Raw genomic sequence first — 17,856 nt, 5'->3', positions numbered from 1 at the left:
TGGCGAATTCTTGGGGAAACAAGTTCAACCTCCGCCGTGTGGTGGCGATGCTGGTGGTTATGTGCACTGGCGCGGCACTTGCCGCGTGTTCGGAGACCGGCGGTCGGCCACGCGGTGGCGCGTCCGGCGACGGCGGCGGGGGAGTGGATACCCCGCGCTACACCGTGGCGATGGTGAGCCACGGCGCGCCGGGCGATACCTTCTGGGATCTCGTCCGCGCGGGCGCGGAGGATGCCGCCAAGAAGAACAACCTGGAGCTCCGCTACAGTTCGTCCCCGCAGGCACCTGACCAGGCGAACCTGGTGCAGAATGCCATCGATTCCAACGTCGACGGCCTGGCGCTGACCATGCCCACCCCGGAGGCCCTGGGGCCGGTGGCGAAGCGAGCGGCGAAGGCGGACATTCCCGTGGTCGGCCTGAACTCCGGCATGGAGCACTACAAGAAGTACGACGTCAGCGCCTTCTTCGGCCAGGACGAATCCGTCGCCGGCGAGCGTGCCGGCGAGCGCCTGGCCAAGGACGGCGCCAAAAAGGTGCTGTGCGTGATCCACGAGCAGGGCAATCCCAGCCAGGAGTCCCGCTGCGCGGGCATCAAGAAGGGTCTCGGTGGGGGTTCCGTGGAAAACCTCTACGTCAACGGCATGGATCTGACCAGCGTGCAGTCCACCGTGCAGGCCAAGCTGGCGCAGCAGAGGGATATTGATTGGGTCATGGGACTGGTCGCGCCCGTCGCGCTGACCGCTGTCCAGGCCAAGGAGCAGGCCGGCTCCAAGGCGAAGATCTCTACCTTCGACACCAACGCGGAGCTCGTCGCCGCTATCAAGAAGGGCACCATTGAGTGGGCCGTGGACCAGCAGCCTTACCTGCAGGGTTACATGGCCATCGACGCGCTCTGGCTGGCCAAGCGCAATGGCTCCACCGTGGGTGGCGGCCAGCCGGTCCTCACCGGACCGTCATTCGTGGATAAGTCCAATGTGGGCACCATCGCGGACGCGGCCAAGGAAGGACTGCGATGAAAGCGATGAGTATGCTCAAGCGCCCCGAGTTCACCTCGGTGCTCGGCGCGGTTCTGATCTTCGCGCTGTTCATGATCGTCGCGCCGTCGTTCCGCTCCCTCGATGCGTTCTCCACTGTGCTGTACGCCAGCTCTACGATGGGCATTATTTCCTTAGCCGTTGGCCTGCTGATGATCGGCGACGAGTTCGACCTGTCCTCCGGCGTGGCCGTCACCACCGCCGCCCTGGCCGCCACGATGCTGAACTACAACTTCTGGCTGAACTCCTGGGTGGGCGTATTCCTCTCCCTGCTGATCGCCCTGGCCATCGGCGCCTTCAACGGAATGATGGTGATGCGCACGGGCATCCCGTCGTTCCTGATCACCCTGGCCGCGTTCCTGATGCTGCAGGGCATCAACCTGGCCGTCACGAAGCTGGTCACCGGCCAGGTCGCCACCCCGTCGATCGCCGACATGGAGGGTTTCGAATCCGCCAAGGCCGTCTTCGCCTCCTCGATCAACATCTTCGGTGTGGAGGTCAAGACCATCGTCTTCTGGTGGCTCCTCTTTGTGGCCCTGGCCAGCGTGCTGCTGTTCAAGACGCGCTTCGGCAACTGGATCTTCGCCGTCGGCGGCGATGCCGAAGCCGCCCGTGCCACCGGCGTGCCCGTCCGCCGAGTGAAGGTGATCCTGTTTATGTTCGTCGGCTTCGCCGCCTGGTTCGTGGGCATGCACAACCTCTTCGCCTTCGATTCGATCCAGGCCGGCCAGGGTGTGGGCAACGAGTTCCTCTACATCATCGCCGCGGTCATTGGCGGCTGTGCCCTCACGGGTGGGCGCGGCACCGCCATCGGTACGGCCATCGGCGCGCTGATCTTCGGCATGACGAATCAGGGCATCGTCTACGCAGGTTGGAACCCGGATTGGTTCAAGTTCTTCCTGGGGGCAATGCTGCTGTTTGCGGTGCTCACCAACAACTCTGTCTCCAGGTTCACTTCGGGAGGTCGCAGCTAAATGTCTTCTTCTAATGACGCCACCCCGATTATCAGCCTCCGGAATGTGGACAAGGACTATGGTGATGTCCACGTGCTGAAGGACATTAACCTGGATATCTACCCCGGCAAGGTGACCTGCATTCTGGGTGACAACGGCGCGGGCAAGTCCACCCTCATCAAGATCCTCGCCGGCCGCCACAAGCACACCAGTGGCGAGGTTTTGGTCGACGGCGAGGAGGTCAATTTCAACGGCCCGAAGGATGCCCTGGATAAGGGCATCGCCACCGTCTACCAGGATTTGGCCGTGGTCGGGCAGATGTCCGTGTGGCGCAATTTCTTCTTGGGTCAAGAGCTCACCGGGCGCTTCGGCTTGTTGCGTGCCGATGAGATGCGCCGCATCGCGGCCGAAGAGTTGGAGAAGATGGGAGTGCACCTGGACGATGTCGAGGTGCCCATCGCCAACCTTTCCGGTGGCCAGAGGCAGGTCGTGGCCATTGCGCGGGCTGTGTACTTCGGCGCGCGAGTGATCATTCTGGACGAGCCAACCGCAGCGTTGGGCGTCAAACAATCCGGCATGGTGCTGCGCTTCATCAAGTCCGCCGCCGAAGGTGGGGTAGGCGTGGTACTGATTACCCATAACCCCCACCATGCCTATCTGGTAGGCAGTCACTTTGTGCTGCTGAACATGGGCGAGCAGACTCTGGATGCGGATTATTCCGAGGTCACTCTGGAGCAGCTGACGCTGGAGATGGCCGGCGGGGGCGAATTGGATTCTCTCAACCACGAGCTGCGGGATTTAAGTTAAGCTAAATGCCTGTATAACGACGTTCTAAGGATGGGAGTTGACCTAAGCCGTGGCGCATTACAACCTGTACGAGTCGCTTGGGATTGACCGGAGCACAAGTACTCAGGGCATCGCTGAGGACATCGATAAGCGTCTGAGCACGGGCAACACTTCCAACCCGGGCGGGGAGGACGAGCTGCAGGTAGCGCGTCAGGTGATTGCGGATCCGACGAAGCGCGGCATGTACGATGCCCGCCTGGATGATCCGAGCGCCCCCGAGATCGACATTGCCGCGCTGCGTGACTTAAGCGAGCTACAGGTGCCGGCGCAGGGGCAGCAGCCACAACAGCAGCAATCGCAGGCACAGCCCATTTCCCAGCAGTTCCAGCAGCCCGGACAGCCGCAACAACCACAGCAACCGCAGCAACCTAAGCAGCCGTCCAAACTGAAGCGCGAGTTCGCCCGCTCCTCGAAGGTGGCGCTGACCGTGGCAGCTGTTGTTCCCCTCCTCGCAGTCCTGGTTCTGTTCGGGGCTTACAAGGGTGTGAGCTGGTTCTTCAGCGATGCGCGAGATGTGAAGAACCTTTCCCAGGAGTTTCTGGATCTGCGCAAGAAGGGCGAGACCCAGATGTGGATGGACGATCACGTTGGCAAGGAATTCATGTCCGATGCCTCGGATTACTTCGACCTGGACGATGGCGGATACGAGGGCATGAATAAGGAGTTTGACGCCCTCGCTCCCCAGCCCAGAGAAGTCACGAAGAGCAACGATTTCGCCCGGTTTGTCCTGACCGAGGAGAGCGTTGACCGCTACGAGGACTTCTACCTCGTCTCCGTGGAGGACAACAACGGAATACTGAAGGGCATACTGTTCTTCGGCGTGGGCAATGACGGGCCGAAGCTGCTGAACATGAATATTCTCGACCGCTAGGGGTCGGAACACCGCATGAGTAATAACAACTGGAGTAACTGGAACCCCAACTATCCTGCGCAGCAGGTTCCGCAGCCGCCACAGAATAAGACCTCTCCCTGGGTGTATTCCATCGTCGCAATCTCCGTGGTGGCGCTGCTGGTCGCCGGTGTGCTGACGGCCACGGCAGTTATGGGGAAGGACGGCAGTGACGGTGAGGAATCGCCGGTAGCGGCGGAGACGGTGGCGTCCAAGCGCCAAAAAACCAAGACCAGCGAAGCGGAGCCAACCTCGGATACCCCGGAGGAAGAGCCAACCCCGGAGGAGCCGCGAGGCAATGGATCTTCCAGCCCAGAATATAGGTTGAGCAGCTACGGCTGGGAGGGCAGCCCCGCGCACTGCAACGCCGACGACCAGTGGCTGTACGCAGCCTATGGCGACGGCGATTATGTCGTGGTGTGCAAGGTCGGGGAGCACGGCGACTATTACTACCGAAGCTATGTCGGTGGCCATTCGATCGAGAAGGACGTGGACATGTCCTACGCAGACCCGAGCCGTGGCAGCTATAGTGTGCCGGTCGGGGGTGGAACGCGCATCGAGATCAACCAAAGAGACCTAAAGGTCTACGAACACGGCGAGGTGGCCAGTAACGTAAAGTTCGACCAATTCTTCGTAGTTGATCGATAATGCCATTCCGGTCGCTGAATCAATAACAAGCTGTAATAATTAGGCGGATCCTACACAGGAATTATTCGCAGAAGAATTCGCAGAAAAGATTGAGAGCATTCGCCATGAGCAACCAGAACCCTTATGGCCAGCCGGGATCGAACCCAGGTGGCCAGAATCCGTACTCGCAGCAGCCGAACCAGCCGCAGCCGCAGAACCAGTTCGGTCAGCAGAACCAACCAAACCAGTTTGGCCAGCCTCGCCAGCCGAACCAGCCGGGTCAGCCAGGGAAGCAGGGGCTACAGTCCTTCGCGTGGAACCAGCTGGCCGCAGGCGTAGCAGGCATCGCAGCGCTGCTGGTGCTGTTCTTCAGCTTCTTCAAGTGGGTTGGCTTAACGACTAAAATTGGTGAAGATAAGTACACCGCTGGAGTAAACGGCTGGGGCATGCTCTCGGTGAGTGACAACGCCGACAAGAAGGATTTCGCCGAGGATTTCGGTAGCACCGGCCTGGGCGTGCTCTTCATGCTTTTGACCTTGGGCCTGCTGATCGCCGCGGCCGTCATGCTGTGGCTGAAGATCCAGCCGCGCGTGGCCGTCTACCTCGGCATCGCCGGTGGTGCAGTGCATCTGATCTGGGCCATCTGGACAATCGTTGATTTCAACGGCCCCTACAAGGAAGCAAAGGACGAGCTGGACGCAGTTCAGTCCACCAACAGTGATTACGGGTTTGCCTCTGATATTTCCCTAAACGGTGGTCCGAAGTTCGCGGTCTTCCTGGCAATCATCATCGCCTTGGCGATCATCGCGCTCGGCGTGCTGGCGATCGTGAAGTTCGGCCAGCAGCTGAACGTTCCGGGGAACAACCAGCCGAACCAGTTCGGCCAGCCGGGTAACCCGCAGGGCCAGTTCGGCCAGCCACAGAACCAGCCGAACCAGCAGCCGCAATTTGGTCAGCCACAGAACCAGCCAAACCAGTTCGGGCAGCCAGGACCGCAGAATCAGCCTGGCCAGCCGGGCAACCAGAACCCGTTTAACCAGCCGGGGCAGTAAGAACCTTTCTACATCGCAAGAGAGCTCGTCATGGTAAGCCCAGACGAGCTCTTTTGTTAGTAGCTGCCCTTGAATGACCGGAAGTGATTGATCCATGAATAACCCCAATCCCTACGGCGCGATGGGTGGAAACCCTCAGTTTGGATACAGCTACCGTCCGCAACCAAACCCGTCGTATGGCTCCCGCCCCGGCACATGGATGCTGCTCGTCTCCGGCGGTGCTACAGCTTTAGCCCTGCTTATATTCACTGCGAGCTTTCTCGGATGGACGGAGCTGAGGTTTAACTACGATGAAGGAATTATGAGGCTGAATGTGAACGGCTGGGGCAGGGTTGTCGTCACAGGTGCTCCGGAGGGTGCTGACGTTGTTGATTCGAAGTTCAGCAGTGCCGGAGTCGGCGTACCAGCCAATGTCACAGCCCTGTCGCTCCTGATTGTGGGTGCCGTCATGTTGTGGCAGGCGGTGAAGCCGCGTGTGGCCTTTTCCATGTTTATTGGCGCGGGTCTGGTGGTTCTAGGCTGGGCGATCTGGTCGATCATGAAGATCCAGCGAGCATTGAAGGCCATGGAGAGGGAAGAGGGCGCTCGACTGCGGGAAGAAGGCCTGGTTTTCGAGGAGGTGTTCCGAGGGAGTGCAGAAATCGGCGTTTATTTTGCAATCGCCCTTTCGTTGGCGGCCGTCTCTCTTGGTGTATTTGCGCTTTTCAAATACAACAGCCAGGCGAAGATGCCCTGGGGCTGGCCGGGCCAGCCATCTAATTTCTAAAAGCGCGTAAAGCGCTTAACCAGGCCTTCCTCCAGTGCCTTCCAGCCCTTTGCCTCCTCGTCGAAGGGGGCGGATGGCTGTGCGTCCGACGGGGAACCCAGCATGTAAGCCAGGTAGTTCTGCAGCTTCGGGTAGCTCAGCAGGATCTTGTTCACGCCGTCGTCGCCCGCCCAGTCCGCGGCGTCCGCCAGCAGCTCGTAGGCGCGACCCAGCTGGTCGGTATCCACGGCGTCGAGGGATTCCGAAATGTCGTCGTGCAGGCCAGCGAAGGAGTACTGGTTCGAGTCGTGCACCGTGACCTCCAGCTCGCCGGCGTTGGCGGCGCTGACTAGGTCGCCCCAAGTATCCAGCTCTTCGAGGTCGTGATCGTGGGCGTCAATAATCCAGCGCACGAGGGCACGAGAGTTCGGGAAGGTGTTGATCTCCCCGTGGCGGCCGAGGAAGCGCGGCTTGTCGCCGACGTAGCAGCGCAGAGTGTAGACGTACTGGCCGTTCAGGCTGATACGGATCGGATCGATGCCGGCGTCGGCCCAGATGGTCTTGTCATAAGGGTCGACGTCCTTGCCCTCGGTGGCCGTGGCCGCAGCCGCCGCCTCGGCTTCCTTTTCCTCCTGGCGCTTCTCGCGGGCCTCCTGAGCCTCGTCGATGCGCTTCTGCGCGTCCTCCACCTTCGCTTCGTCGACCTCAGGCTCGGTCAGGTACACTTCGACGTCATCGAGCATGCCCTTCCACCGATCCAGCACGGTGCGGCCAACCCCCGACCACTCTTCCAGGCCGTTCTGCGACTGGTAGTGGTCCGGCCCGCGGCGCACGTTATCCAGGATGGAGTAGGAGTGGAACCAGTTGTTCACGCTCTTCAGCCCCAGGACATTGCCCATGGAGCGCAGCAGATCGAAACCGCGGGCGACCGCGGAGGTGGATTCATAGCCCGGGCGCTGAGCCAGCTTGCGAGGCACCTCGACCAGGCTGATCTTGCCGGTGCGGGTGGGCACCACATTGGTGACCAAGTCGGACTTGAACTGCGCCCACTTGGGGTGCTCGGCCAGTTCGTTGCGGCCGCCGTCCTCGAGGAAAGCCAGGAGCTTGGCGGGGGAGTCGAAGACGAAAAGATCGTCGTCATCGCCCAGGAAGCCCTGCCAGCGCTCACCCTTGACCAGCCAGTTCGGGGCCCACAGGGTGTACCAGGTGCCGCTGGTGATCTCTAACTCCACGGCGACGATGCCGTTGCCGAATGTCCTCAAGCCATTATCTGCTGCCATGGCTAGGCATTCTACTAGGTCGGTCTGGTTACGTCGGTGTTTAGTCCTGCGTCTGGTCGGCCCGCCGGTTGCGCAGCTCCGCCGTCAGTACCGCGGGCACGGTTTCCGGCATTTCGCCCAGGAACTGCGCAGCCAGATACTCCCGAGGTGGAGGAGTGCTCACGATGCGAGCCAACCCGCTGCCGTGGGATCGTCCGTTGATGAGTGGCATGTTTTTTCTCCTCTAAGTCCTTTGCCTGTTTACTTAGGCCGCCGTCGGCCGGTAGAAACCCTTGAAGGGCATTCCGATATTGTCTTGCCTGATGGGGTTGATCTGCACCGGATCACCGGCCTCAATCATGTTCCCGCCGTCGACGATCATCGCCACGTGCCCGTCCCACACCGCCAGATCCCCCGCCTGCAATTCCGCGCGCGGGATCTGCGGTCCGACCGCCTGCGCGCTCGCCGTGCGCGGCAGATCCACCCCGGCCTGCTGGTAGGCCCACTGCACCAGACCACTGCAGTCCAGCCCCTTGCCCGGCACCGTCCCGCCCCACTGATACGGAGTTCCCAGGGCCGTCTTCGCTGCGGCTACGGCCTTTTGTGCCTGGTCCGTTGGTGCGCCCGGCGCGCTGTTGTTATCCGGTGACGCCGGCGCCGCAACCTCTGCCGTATCCGGATTCCTGGCAGGCAGCCGCTCAGGAATCTGCTCCTTCTCCACCTGCTGCACGTCCAAGGTCAGCCCGCGCAGCTCCTCCTCCAGAGTGTGCACGCGACCTTCCGCCCGCCCGACGTGTCGCACGACCACCGGCATCGCCGCGCCGAGGCCATTAGCCCAGCCCAGAGGGCCTGCCAAGCCGCTGGTGGCCACCGCCTGGCCGACTTCCCGCACGCAGTCGTCGAAGATGACGCTCAAATCCCCGATTGCCCGCTCTACGGCCTGGGCTGCCTGCCCCGCCAGCTTGTCCAGTGCGTCGCCTGCACCTAAGGCCTGGGAAACGACCTTGGCAACCGAGTCCAGGGAACCGTGGACGTTATCGCCCGCCCGTCCCTGCAGGGCAGAGGCCGCCAGATTCCCCAGATCCTGCAGGCCCCTTACCCCAGAGACGCTGGCGCTGAGGCCCGGACTAAAGGGCGAGGGGATCGCCGCGGCCAGTGGGGCCACGAGGCTCGCTATGTCCAGCACTTCAGACCTCCCTCAACCCGCTGAAGGCGTGGGAATATTCGCCCTCGTGCCCGTCTAGTCCGCGCTGAACGCTCCCCAGGGCAAACGTGGCGTCATTAAAGTAACTTTCCGCATCCCGCAGCAACCCATCGTGGGCGTCCCGCGCCGTCGACAGCACCCGTAGAAAATCCTTGAGCGCCGACGGCGCCACCATACCCACGGCGCCGTGCAGCGGTGCGACCTTTCCCTGCAGCGCCGTACTCACATCCTGCGTGCGTCCCTTTAGCCGCCCCACCAGTTCCGAATCGGCCGTTAACGCATCCCCTGAAAGCATGAAACCCTCCCCAAAAACACTCTGCAGCTTCTTTAGACTCCGCCTCGGCGCAAAAAGTTCAATTGCGGATCAACTAGAGTGGGGAACCATGGAAATTCAGGTGGTTAATCATCCGCTCGTCGCCTCCCGGCTCAGCATCATGCGCGACAAGAACAGCGACAACGCACAGTTCCGCGCTGCTTTGTCCGACCTGGGGGCCATGCTGATCTACGAGGCCTCGGCGGACCTGGTGGTAGAGCACTTCGAGCTCGAAACCCCCGTCGCCACCACCACGGGCACGCGGCTGGAAAAGCCCCCGATCATCGTGCCCGTCATCCGTGCAGGCCTGGGCATGATCGACCCGGCGCTGTCCATGATTCCCGACGCGCAGGTCGGATTCATCGGCATGGCCCGCGACGAAACCACCCACGAGCCGGTGCCCTACCTGGAAGCATTGCCGGACGACCTCAGCGACCAGCCGGTGTTCCTGGTAGACCCGATGCTGGCCACCGGCGGCTCGCTGCTGCACGCCATCCGCCTGCTGGAGGATCGCGGCGCCAACGACATCACCTGTGTGTGCATGGTCTCCGCCCAGCCGGGCGTGGATGCGCTAGTGGAGGCCAATGTGAGCGTGCGCAGGCTCTTCACCGCCACGATCGACCCCAGCCTGAACGAGGAGGCGTACATCGTCCCCGGCCTAGGCGATGCCGGCGACCGCCTATACGGCCCCCGAAACATCGACCTTTAGGCGCTCCAGCAGCGCCTCCACGGCCTGCCCATCCGCCCCTGGCTCCGCGCTGACCTCCAGGTAGAACTTCGCCTTCGGCTCGGTGCCGGACGCGCGGGCGATCACGCGCAGTCCCATATCCCCGGCAGTGCCCACCAGACGCACGCCGTCGGTGCGGTTGCCCGCGGAATCCTCGATCGGCCCGGCCTGCATGGCCGCACCCGCGAGCTCCGCCGGAGGGTTATCCGCCCAGCGCGCGATCAGCTCTTGTGCTTGCTCCGCACTGTCGAAACGGGCGCTGACCTGCGCGGTCCTGAACACGCCATAGGTGGCCTCGATGTCATCCAGCTCGGCGACCAGATCCGTCTCGGCCGCCCACGCCGCCGCGATCAACGCCGTCGCAATGCCATCCTTATCCGCCACGATGTGCGGCGCGGGTGCGGTGCCGATCGCCTCCTCGTAGGCAAAGGCCAGCTCGCCGGGCCGCCCTTGGGCAGCACGCGCCAGGTTCTTAAACCCAGTCAGCGTCTCCACGTAGTCCCAGCCCTCGGCGCGCGCCATGCGCCCCAGCAGCTGCGAGCTGACCACCGTTGTCGCTACTACATGCTTGTTCTTTGTGGACGCCCCTACGCCCGCCAACACCCGGCGCGCCAGCAAGGGGCCGGCCTCGTCGCCGCGCAGCATGTGATAATCGCCGTCCGCGCGCTTAAGCCCCAGCATGCAGCGGTCCGCATCCGGATCCAGGGCGATCAGCAGGTCCGCATCGATGGCGCGGGCTTCTTCCAGCAGCGCGTCGGTGGCACCCGGCTCCTCAGGGTTGGGGAAGTCCACTGTCGGGAAGGTCGGGTCCGGCCAGCGCTGCGAGGCCACCGCGTGCACGTTGCCGAAGCCGTTTTCGCGCAAGGCCCACTCCAGGGCATTGCCTCCCACGCCGTGCATGGGGGTGTAGAGGATCTTCAGTTTCCGCCGCGGCGCCAGCTCCGCCTGGCGGCCGGTGGCCACCAGGGTGCTCAGCTCGGTGACGTAGCCGGAGACCACGGACAGGTCTACAGACTTCGCCTCGGAGCGGGGGATCTTCGCCGCGTCAGTTGGCTGGGCGGCAATGTGCTCCTCGATCTGCCGGTCGGCGGGGGAGACCAGCTGAGAGCCGCCGTCCAGGTACAGCTTGTAGCCGTTGTCCTGCGCCGGATTGTGCGAGGCGGTGATCTGCACGCCCACGTCCATGCGCCGTGAGCGCACCAGCCACGCCAACACCGGGGTGGGGGAGGGTTCCGCGATGAGGGTCACGTCGAAGCCTGCGCCGGCGAAGGTTTCCGCCGTCGCACGGGCTAGGGCGTGGGAGGCGTAGCGGGCGTCATAGCCCACAGCCGCACGAAAAACCCCGTCGGCGCGCAAGGGGCGCTTCCGTTCCTTGAGCCACGCAGCCACACCAGCCGTGGCGCGGGTGACGGTGCCGACGTTCATCTCGTCTGGCCCGGGGCCGATTTTGGCGCGTAGGCCGGCGGTGCCGAACTTCAACTGGCTCATAGGTTGTTCACCAGCTCGCCGAGCAGCTTGCCCATGTCGTTGGCAGCTTCCTTGCCCGCCTGCAGGACCTCCTCGTGGTTCAGGGCCTCGCCGGTAACCCCTGCGGCCAGGTTCGTGACCAGCGAGATCCCCAGCACGTCCACGTCCGCCTCACGCGCGGCGATCGTCTCGTAGACCGTGGACATGCCCACCAGGCCTGCGCCCAGGGTGCGCAGCATGTGGATCTCCGCCGGGGTTTCGTACTGCGGCCCAGGCATCATTGCGTACACGGCCTCGCGCATGCCGGGGCGTAGCTTTTGCACCTTGGCGCGCAGTTCGGGGTTGTAGGCATCCACCAGGTTCACGAAGTTCGCGCCCGTCAGGGGTGTCTTGGCGGTGAAGTTAATGTGATCGGCGATCAGCACCGGCTCGCCGACGGTCATGCCCTCGGTCAGGCCGCCCGCGGCGTTGGTCAGCACGATCGTCTGCACGCCCGCGGCCGCGGCGGTGCGGACCGCATGGGCAGTGCGCCACAGCTCGTGGCCCTCGTAGGCGTGGGTGCGGCCCAACAGCACCAGCACGTTGCGGCTGCCGATGCGGGCGCTGCGCACAGTGCCGCCGTGCCCCTGCGCGGTGGGAGCAAGGAAGCCCGGCAGCTCCGACATCGGGAACTCCTGCAGGTCTTCCGCGCCTTCGCACAGCACGTCGGCGGCGGGGCGCCACCCAGAGCCGAGCACCACGGCACAGTCATAGGAATCGAGGCCGGTGCGCTCCTTCAGCGCCGCCGCAGCCTCTGCGGCCAGTTCATAGGGATTTGGGGAAGCAGTCATGCCAACCAAGAATACCGCAGGCGCTAGACTAGACAGGTCAGTAAAAGTGAGAGGGACGTGAGTATTCAAGTGCAAGACGGCACACAGGAACGCGCGCAGGAAAGCAGCACCCATTCCGTCGCCCAGTTCGTGCAGAACTGGACGCGGGACAACGCACAGCGGGTCATCGACTGGCGGCGTCACCTGCACCGCAACCCCGAGCTGTCGCACATGGAGACGGAGACCACCCGCTTCCTCGCCGCCGAACTCGAGCGCGCTGGGCTGCAGCCCGTGGCCCTGCCTTCCACGGGCCTGATCGCCGACATCGGCCCTGTCGGCGCGCCCCGTATCGCCTTCCGCGGTGACATCGACGCGCTGCCGTTGCAAGAGGTCACAGGCCTCGACTACGCCTCCGAGGTGCCGGGGGTTATGCACGCCTGCGGTCACGACATCCACACCACAATCGTGCTGGGGCTGGCCGTCGCCCTTGCCGATTTTGTTGACGCCCACGGGGAGGATGCCCTGGGAGTTCAGGTTCGCTTTATCTTCCAGCCCGCCGAAGAAGTCATGGACGGCGGCGCGGTGGACGTCATCGAAGCCGGAGCGCTTCATGGCGTGTCCCGCATCTTTGCCGTCCACTGCGAGCCGAAGCTGCGCACCGGCGAGATCGGCGTGCGCACCGGTGCGATCACCTCCGCCAGCGACGTGGTGGAGATCATCCTGCGCGGCCATGGCGGCCACACCTCCCGTCCGCACCTGGCGGCGGATCTGGTGTACACCGCAGGCCTCATCGCCTCGCAGCTGCCGGGCCTGCTGTCCCGCACCGTGGACCCACGCACCGGCACGGTGCTGACCTTCGGCGCAATCAACGGCGGCTCCACCTTCAACGCAATTCCGCAGGAGGTCCGCCTGCTCGGTACGTTCCGCACCGCGGAGGTTGGAGTGTGGCGTCGTGGCGAAGAAACCCTGCGAGAACTCCTAGAGCACCTGGTGGCACCTACCGGAGCCGAGCTCGAGCTGCGCTACACCAAGGGCGTGCCGCCGGTGATGAACGACGATGTTTCCACCGCCGCGCTCGCGCAGGCCGTCAAGGACGTGGATCCGAACGCGCTGAAGGAGGCCCCGCAATCCACCGGCGGCGAGGACTTCAGCTGGTACCTGGAGCACGTCCCGGGCTCCATGGCGCGCCTGGGCGCGTGGACCGGCAAGGGGGAGCGCCCCGACCTGCACCAGCCGGACATCGTGTTCGACGAGCGCGCCCTCGGCATCGGCATCCGCCTGTTCGCCGGGGTTATTGACCAGTTCCGTTAAGGCGCTTCTGCGCGAACTTCATCGCGCTGCTGGTCAGCTGGTGGGTGCGCTGCTTGCGCTCGAACTTCCACTGCGCCTGCTGGGCGCGCTGCTGCATCTTCAGTTCCCGGAAGCGCTGGCGCTCCAACTGTGCCGGGCTGGGCTCGTACCAGGCCCTAGGGCCGACCTTCATGATGTAGAGCAGCACGAAGACCAGTGGGATCATTAGCAAAAGGATGGGGGAGTTCGCCCACACGCCATTGAGGAGCATGGCAAGGGCGCTGCTGCCGATCACGGTGCTGAGCAACAAGCCCAGGCGCACGTTCCGGCCGCTACGGTATTGGCGATCGACCTCGTGGGCGGAGTAGTAGGGAACCAGCTCGCGCGAAGCCTCCAACGGTGGAAGGTCGGTGAATAACTGCGCGAGCTCGCGCTCGGAGCGGGACGTGGTGGCCTGCTGCACGCGCTCCTCGTATTCGGACATGGTGAGCCGACCGTCGGCGAAGTGCTCACCGAGCGCGCTGATAGCGTCGCTACGGTCGACATCGGAGATGCGGATTTCACGGCGGGACGGTTCGTTCATACCTCTAAAGGTAGCACCCGGAGCCTAATCCTCGGTCCAGTTGAACGTCCGCTCCACGGCGCGCTTCCACTTGTCGTAGGCGATCTTGCGCTCCTCGGGATCCCCCTCGGGGAAGTAGGTCTTTTCCTCCTGCCAGAGGGAAACCAGCTCGTCGAGGTCCCGGTAGAAGCCCACGGCCAGCCCGGCGGCGTAGGCCGCTCCGAGGGCGGTGGTCTCCGAAACCTCCGGCACCGTCACCGGAACCTCCAGCTGGTCGGCCTGGAACTGCATCAGCAGCGAATTGACCACCATGCCACCGTCGACGCGCAGATTCTTCAGATCCACCTGCGAGTCCGCGTTCATGGCCTCGACCACCTCGCGAGTCTGGAAGGCCGTGGCCTCCAGCGCGGCACGGGCGATATGCGCCTTCGTCACGTAGCGGGTCAGCCCCGCGATGATGCCGCGAGCCTCGGGGCGCCAGTGCGGCGCCAGCAGTCCGCTGAAGGCCGGCACGATGTAGCAGCCGCCGTTATCGTCCACGCTGCGGGCCAGCGGCTCGATGTCGTCCGCGGTATCGAAGAACCCCAGGTTGTCGCGCAACCACTGCACCAGGGAGCCGGTGACGGCGATGGATCCCTCCAGTGCGTACACGGCGGGCTGGTTGCCCAGCCGGTAGGCGACGGTAGTGATCAGCCCGTGCTCGGACCACTGCGGCTCGGTGCCGGTATTCATCAGCAGGAAGTTGCCAGTGCCGTAGGTGTTCTTCGCCTCGCCCTGGTTGAAGCACACCTGGCCGAAGGCGGCGGCCTGCTGGTCGCCCAGGATGCCCGCGATCGGCACGCCCTGCACCGGCCCACTGCGGCGGACCTTCCCGACGACCTCGGAGGAGCTGACGATCTCCGGCAGCATAGATTCCGGCACGCCGAACAGCTCGCACAGCTCCGGATCCCACTTCTGCGTCCGCAGATCCATCAGCATGGTGCGCGAGGCATTGGTGACGTCCGTGACGTGCCGGGCATGGTCGCTGCGGCCCGCCTTGGACTTCTTGAGTGAGCGGCGGGTGAGTTCCCAGATCAGCCACGAGTCGATGGTGCCGAAGGCCAGCTCTCCGCGCCCTGCCTTCTCGCGGGCGCCGTCGACGTTGTCCAGGATCCACTGGATCTTCGGCCCGGCGAAGTAGGTAGAGGCGTTCAGGCCGGTGCGCTCGAAGATCATGGCCTTTTGCTCTTCGCTCAAGGAGCTCACGATCTTGTCGGTGCGCGTGTCCTGCCACACGATGGCGTTGTAGATGGGTTTGCCGGTGGCGCGGTCCCACACGACGGTGGTTTCGCGCTGGTTGGTGATACCCACCGCGGCGAACTCTTCTATCGGAATGTCGTGGGAAGCCGCCGCGTCCGCCATCACGCGCCGGGTGTTGCGCCGGATCTCCTCCGGGTCGTGCTCCACCCAGCCGGGGCGGGGGAAGATCTGCTGGTGCTCCATGTGGCTGGAGCTGATGATCTTGCCGTGTGCGTCAAAAATGATGCAGCGGGTAGACGTGGTCCCCTGGTCAAGCGCCAATACGTAGCCCCTCTTGGAGCTTTTCCACTTAGCCAAGGTCCCGGTCAGCTGGTTCGTAAGGTTTTCTACCACTCAGTCTTCTGCGTCCTTTGTATCCTCAGCGTCGGCATCCGCTGTGTCCTCGGTATCCTCAGCGTCGGCATCCGCTGTGTCGTCAGCATCATCAGCGACCCGCTTACGCTGGTTCGCAAACGCCGCCAGAATCAGGATGGCTACGCCCGCAGCGCCGCACAGCATCGTCACCCACCGCAGTGCCTGCAGGGTGCCAGAGGAGTATTTGGAGATGTAGATGTTGCCCTGGTCGCAGGTGTACTCGGCGCCCTCGATGTCTTCGGTGAACTTGATGGAGGTGTACACGCCCTTGTTCTTCGTCAGCGGCAGGGAGACGTCGGAGATCTCCAGGTCATCCTGGCTGAACTTCAGATCCGCGGCCTCGATGCGGTCGACGAGCTGCTTGCCCTCGCTGTCGACTAGGGCGCATTCCTTCGCGGTCAGAGCGTCCTCATCGGCCAGTAGGTAGTACTCCTTGCCGGCTTTAACGTCGTAGCTCTTGCCGAAGTCCTTCACACCCACCAGCGAAACGATAGCGGTGATCACGGCGACGATCAGCAGCCCAAGGCCGAGGAAGATCATGCCCTTCGGCGTCTTCCTTTCGAAGCTGTTGGCCTGCTCGGTGGTGGTTTCAGTCATGAGGGTGAGTTTCCTGTCTCGTCTATTCGTTATCAGTAGAGCTGTCGTCCTTCAGCTCCATAAGTGCCTGATTCTTTGTGACGCCATCGCCACCTCCGACGCTCAAGGACTGCACTACGCCGGACTTGTGCGCCTTGACGGCGTTCTCCATCTTCATTGCCTCAAGGACCAGCAGAACGTCGCCCTCGGCCACTTCGTCGCCTTCCGCAACCTCCACCTTGATCACGGTGCCCTGCATCGGGGCGGCCACCGTGTCGCCAGTGATGGCGATGTCCGCGGCATTCGCGCGGCGCTTCTTAGCGCGGCTCACCGAGCCACGACCCGCCAGGATCTCGCCCGGTACCAGCACCTCCACGCGGCGCCCGTCGACCTCCACGACCAGCTTCTCCTTCGGCAGCTCGCCCTCGGCGGCGGGCGCGAGCGGCTCCTCGTAAGCGGGCAGCTGGTTGTCCCATTCCTCTTCGATCCACCGGGTGTACACGCGGTAGTTGCCGTCCTCGGCGACGAAGGCCGGGTCGGTCAGTGCGGCCTGGTGGAAGGGGATCACGGTCGGGATGCCCTCGACCTCGTACTCTTCCAGCGCCCGGAGGGAACGTTGGATCGCCTCGGTGCGGTTGGTGCCGGTGACGATGAGCTTGGCCAGCATGGAGTCGAACTGTCCGCCGACCACCGCGCCGGTTTCGATGCCGGAGTCCATGCGCACGCCGGGGCCGGCGGGCTCGCGGTAGGTCTGGATGCGGCCCGGGGCCGGCATGAAGTTGTTCGTCGGGTCCTCGCCGTTGATGCGGAACTCGATGGAGTGGCCGACAATTTCCGGATCCTCGGTGCGAGATAGCTCCTCGCCGCGAGCGATGCGGAACTGCTCGCGCACCAGGTCCCAGCCGGTGACCTGCTCGGTGACGGGGTGCTCCACCTGCAGGCGGGTGTTGACCTCCAGGAAGCTGATCAGCCCGTCGGAGCCCACCAGGTACTCCACCGTGCCCGCGCCGTAGTAGCCGGCCTCGCGGCAGATGGCCTTGGCGGAGGAGTAGATGCGCTCGTTCTGCTCTTCGCTCAAGAACGGCGCGGGGGCCTCCTCGATGAGCTTCTGGAAGCGCCGCTGGGCGGAGCAATCGCGGGTGGAGGCGACCACAACGTTGCCGTGCTTATCGGCCACGACCTGCGCCTCGACGTGGCGGGCGCGGTCCAGGTAGCGCTCCACGAAGCACTCGCCGCGGCCGAAGGCGGTGATGGCCTCGCGGGTTGCGGATTCAAAGAGATCCGGGATCTCGTCCATCGTGTAGGCGACCTTCATGCCACGCCCACCGCCGCCGAAGGCGGCCTTAATGGCGATCGGAAGTCCGTGGCGCTCCGCAAAGGCGGTGACCTCTGCGGCATCCGCGACTGGTTCCTTAGTGCCCGGAGTCATAGGGGCGTCAACACTAAGAGCGATGTTTCGGGCAGTGACCTTATCGCCGAGCTTGCGAATAGCCTCTGGTGGTGGGCCGATCCAGTTCAGACCCGCATCCACGACGGCCTGGGCGAAGTCCGCGTTCTCCGACAGGAATCCGTATCCAGGGTGGATCGCATCGGCGCCGGACTTACGCGCGGCACCGATGATCTTCTCGATGTCCAGGTAGGTCTCAGCCGAGGTCTGGCCGCCGAGAGCCAGTGCTTCATCAGCCATGCGCACGAAGGGTGCCTCTGCATCCGGATCGGCGTACACGGCAACGGTAGTGATGCCCTCGTCGCGCGCAGCCCGGATGACGCGCACTGCGATCTCGCCACGGTTGGCGATCAGTACCTTCGTCAAGTCAGCGGCGGAGCTGGAAGTCACGGGCAATCCTTTC

The 17,856-nt window shown here is 63.8% G+C and carries 19 protein-coding genes; 9 read left to right on the top strand and 10 right to left on the bottom strand.

The features are described from left to right. Window positions 1-47: 47 nt before the first annotated feature. The 7 genes from JQ46_RS01430 (at window position 48) to JQ46_RS01400 (ending at window position 6,167) form a co-directional block, all read left to right on the top strand. Window positions 48-1,016, top strand: coding sequence for a substrate-binding domain-containing protein (locus JQ46_RS01430; RefSeq protein ID WP_192817220.1), 969 nt, complete (start codon window positions 48-50; stop codon window positions 1,014-1,016). Beyond that, complete coding sequence (locus tag JQ46_RS01425) at window positions 1,013-2,008, top strand: ABC transporter permease (RefSeq protein WP_034984870.1); 996 nt, start codon at window positions 1,013-1,015, stop codon at window positions 2,006-2,008. Before JQ46_RS01430 ends, JQ46_RS01425 begins: the two co-directional genes overlap by 4 nt. Continuing rightward, a complete protein-coding gene (locus JQ46_RS01420) occupies window positions 2,009-2,794 on the top strand; it encodes an ATP-binding cassette domain-containing protein (RefSeq protein WP_034984867.1) in 786 nt (261 codons plus the stop codon). It abuts the gene before it with no gap. A 49-nt stretch (window positions 2,795-2,843) separates the two neighbouring features. After that, a complete protein-coding gene (locus tag JQ46_RS01415) occupies window positions 2,844-3,704 on the top strand; it encodes a hypothetical protein (RefSeq protein WP_034984866.1) in 861 nt (286 codons plus the stop codon). 15 nt (window positions 3,705-3,719) lie between these two features. Next, window positions 3,720-4,370 carry a hypothetical protein gene (locus JQ46_RS01410; protein ID WP_034984863.1) on the top strand — a complete coding sequence of 217 codons (651 nt, stop codon included), beginning with the start codon at window positions 3,720-3,722 and terminating at the stop codon, window positions 4,368-4,370. A gap of 104 nt (window positions 4,371-4,474) precedes the next feature. After that, window positions 4,475-5,401: a hypothetical protein gene (locus tag JQ46_RS01405; RefSeq protein WP_080719470.1), complete on the top strand. Its 927-nt coding sequence runs from the start codon at window positions 4,475-4,477 to the stop codon at window positions 5,399-5,401. A 94-nt stretch (window positions 5,402-5,495) separates the two neighbouring features. Next, complete coding sequence (locus JQ46_RS01400; RefSeq protein WP_237744664.1) at window positions 5,496-6,167, top strand: hypothetical protein; 672 nt, start codon at window positions 5,496-5,498, stop codon at window positions 6,165-6,167. Here JQ46_RS01400 and JQ46_RS01395 read toward each other — a convergent pair. From JQ46_RS01395 to JQ46_RS01385, 4 genes are read right to left on the bottom strand one after another with little or no spacing between them, the layout of a single operon-like run. Then, window positions 6,164-7,426: a hypothetical protein gene (locus JQ46_RS01395; RefSeq protein ID WP_034984858.1), complete on the bottom strand. Its 1,263-nt coding sequence runs from the start codon at window positions 7,424-7,426 to the stop codon at window positions 6,164-6,166. The genes JQ46_RS01400 and JQ46_RS01395 overlap by 4 nt on opposite strands. Before the next feature lie 40 nt (window positions 7,427-7,466). Beyond that, on the bottom strand, window positions 7,467-7,637 hold the full coding sequence (locus JQ46_RS11305; protein ID WP_005291698.1) for a hypothetical protein: 171 nt from the start codon (window positions 7,635-7,637) through the stop codon (window positions 7,467-7,469). A gap of 33 nt (window positions 7,638-7,670) precedes the next feature. Next, on the bottom strand, window positions 7,671-8,591 hold the full coding sequence (locus JQ46_RS01390) for a C40 family peptidase (RefSeq protein WP_034984856.1): 921 nt from the start codon (window positions 8,589-8,591) through the stop codon (window positions 7,671-7,673). Between the two features lies 1 nt (window position 8,592). Then, a complete protein-coding gene (locus tag JQ46_RS01385) occupies window positions 8,593-8,904 on the bottom strand; it encodes a hypothetical protein (protein ID WP_034984854.1) in 312 nt (103 codons plus the stop codon). An 88-nt stretch (window positions 8,905-8,992) separates the two neighbouring features. On the opposite strand from JQ46_RS01385, the gene upp reads away from it, so the two are divergent. Further along, entirely contained in the window at window positions 8,993-9,631 is a 639-nt protein-coding gene (gene upp / locus JQ46_RS01380) for a uracil phosphoribosyltransferase (protein WP_034984852.1), read from the top strand. On the opposite strand, the gene JQ46_RS01375 is transcribed toward upp, so the two are convergent. Together JQ46_RS01375 and JQ46_RS01370 are read right to left on the bottom strand one after the other, a co-directional pair. Then, a complete protein-coding gene (locus JQ46_RS01375; protein ID WP_034984849.1) occupies window positions 9,602-11,137 on the bottom strand; it encodes a phospho-sugar mutase in 1,536 nt (511 codons plus the stop codon). The genes upp and JQ46_RS01375 overlap by 30 nt on opposite strands. Continuing rightward, window positions 11,134-11,946 carry a purine-nucleoside phosphorylase gene (locus JQ46_RS01370; RefSeq protein ID WP_034984847.1) on the bottom strand — a complete coding sequence of 271 codons (813 nt, stop codon included), beginning with the start codon at window positions 11,944-11,946 and terminating at the stop codon, window positions 11,134-11,136. Before JQ46_RS01370 ends, JQ46_RS01375 begins: the two co-directional genes overlap by 4 nt. 57 nt (window positions 11,947-12,003) lie before the next feature. On the opposite strand from JQ46_RS01370, the gene JQ46_RS01365 reads away from it, so the two are divergent. Next, the gene (locus JQ46_RS01365; RefSeq protein ID WP_034984844.1) at window positions 12,004-13,236 is read left to right on the top strand and encodes an amidohydrolase; all 1,233 of its coding nucleotides are present in this window, start codon (window positions 12,004-12,006) and stop codon (window positions 13,234-13,236) included. Here the strand turns inward: JQ46_RS01365 and JQ46_RS01360 are convergent. Genes JQ46_RS01360 through JQ46_RS01345 form a run of 4 tightly spaced genes read right to left on the bottom strand, consistent with a single transcriptional unit; the run spans window position 13,217 to window position 17,843 of the window. Beyond that, entirely contained in the window at window positions 13,217-13,798 is a 582-nt protein-coding gene (locus tag JQ46_RS01360; RefSeq protein WP_051876190.1) for a DUF1707 SHOCT-like domain-containing protein, read from the bottom strand. The genes JQ46_RS01365 and JQ46_RS01360 overlap by 20 nt on opposite strands. A 24-nt stretch (window positions 13,799-13,822) precedes the next feature. Beyond that, window positions 13,823-15,409 carry a glycerol kinase GlpK gene (gene glpK, locus JQ46_RS01355; RefSeq protein WP_034984842.1) on the bottom strand — a complete coding sequence of 529 codons (1,587 nt, stop codon included), beginning with the start codon at window positions 15,407-15,409 and terminating at the stop codon, window positions 13,823-13,825. Continuing rightward, complete coding sequence (locus JQ46_RS01350) at window positions 15,410-16,027, bottom strand: hypothetical protein (protein ID WP_034984840.1); 618 nt, start codon at window positions 16,025-16,027, stop codon at window positions 15,410-15,412. Between the two features lie 22 nt (window positions 16,028-16,049). Beyond that, the gene (locus JQ46_RS01345) at window positions 16,050-17,843 is read right to left on the bottom strand and encodes an acetyl/propionyl/methylcrotonyl-CoA carboxylase subunit alpha (protein ID WP_034984837.1); all 1,794 of its coding nucleotides are present in this window, start codon (window positions 17,841-17,843) and stop codon (window positions 16,050-16,052) included. Between the last annotated feature and the right edge of the window lie 13 nt (window positions 17,844-17,856).

The organism is Corynebacterium jeikeium (genome assembly GCF_000738175.1).
Lineage (GTDB): Bacteria > Actinomycetota > Actinomycetes > Mycobacteriales > Mycobacteriaceae > Corynebacterium > Corynebacterium jeikeium_C.
This window is presented reverse-complemented; position numbering and strand designations above follow the sequence as displayed.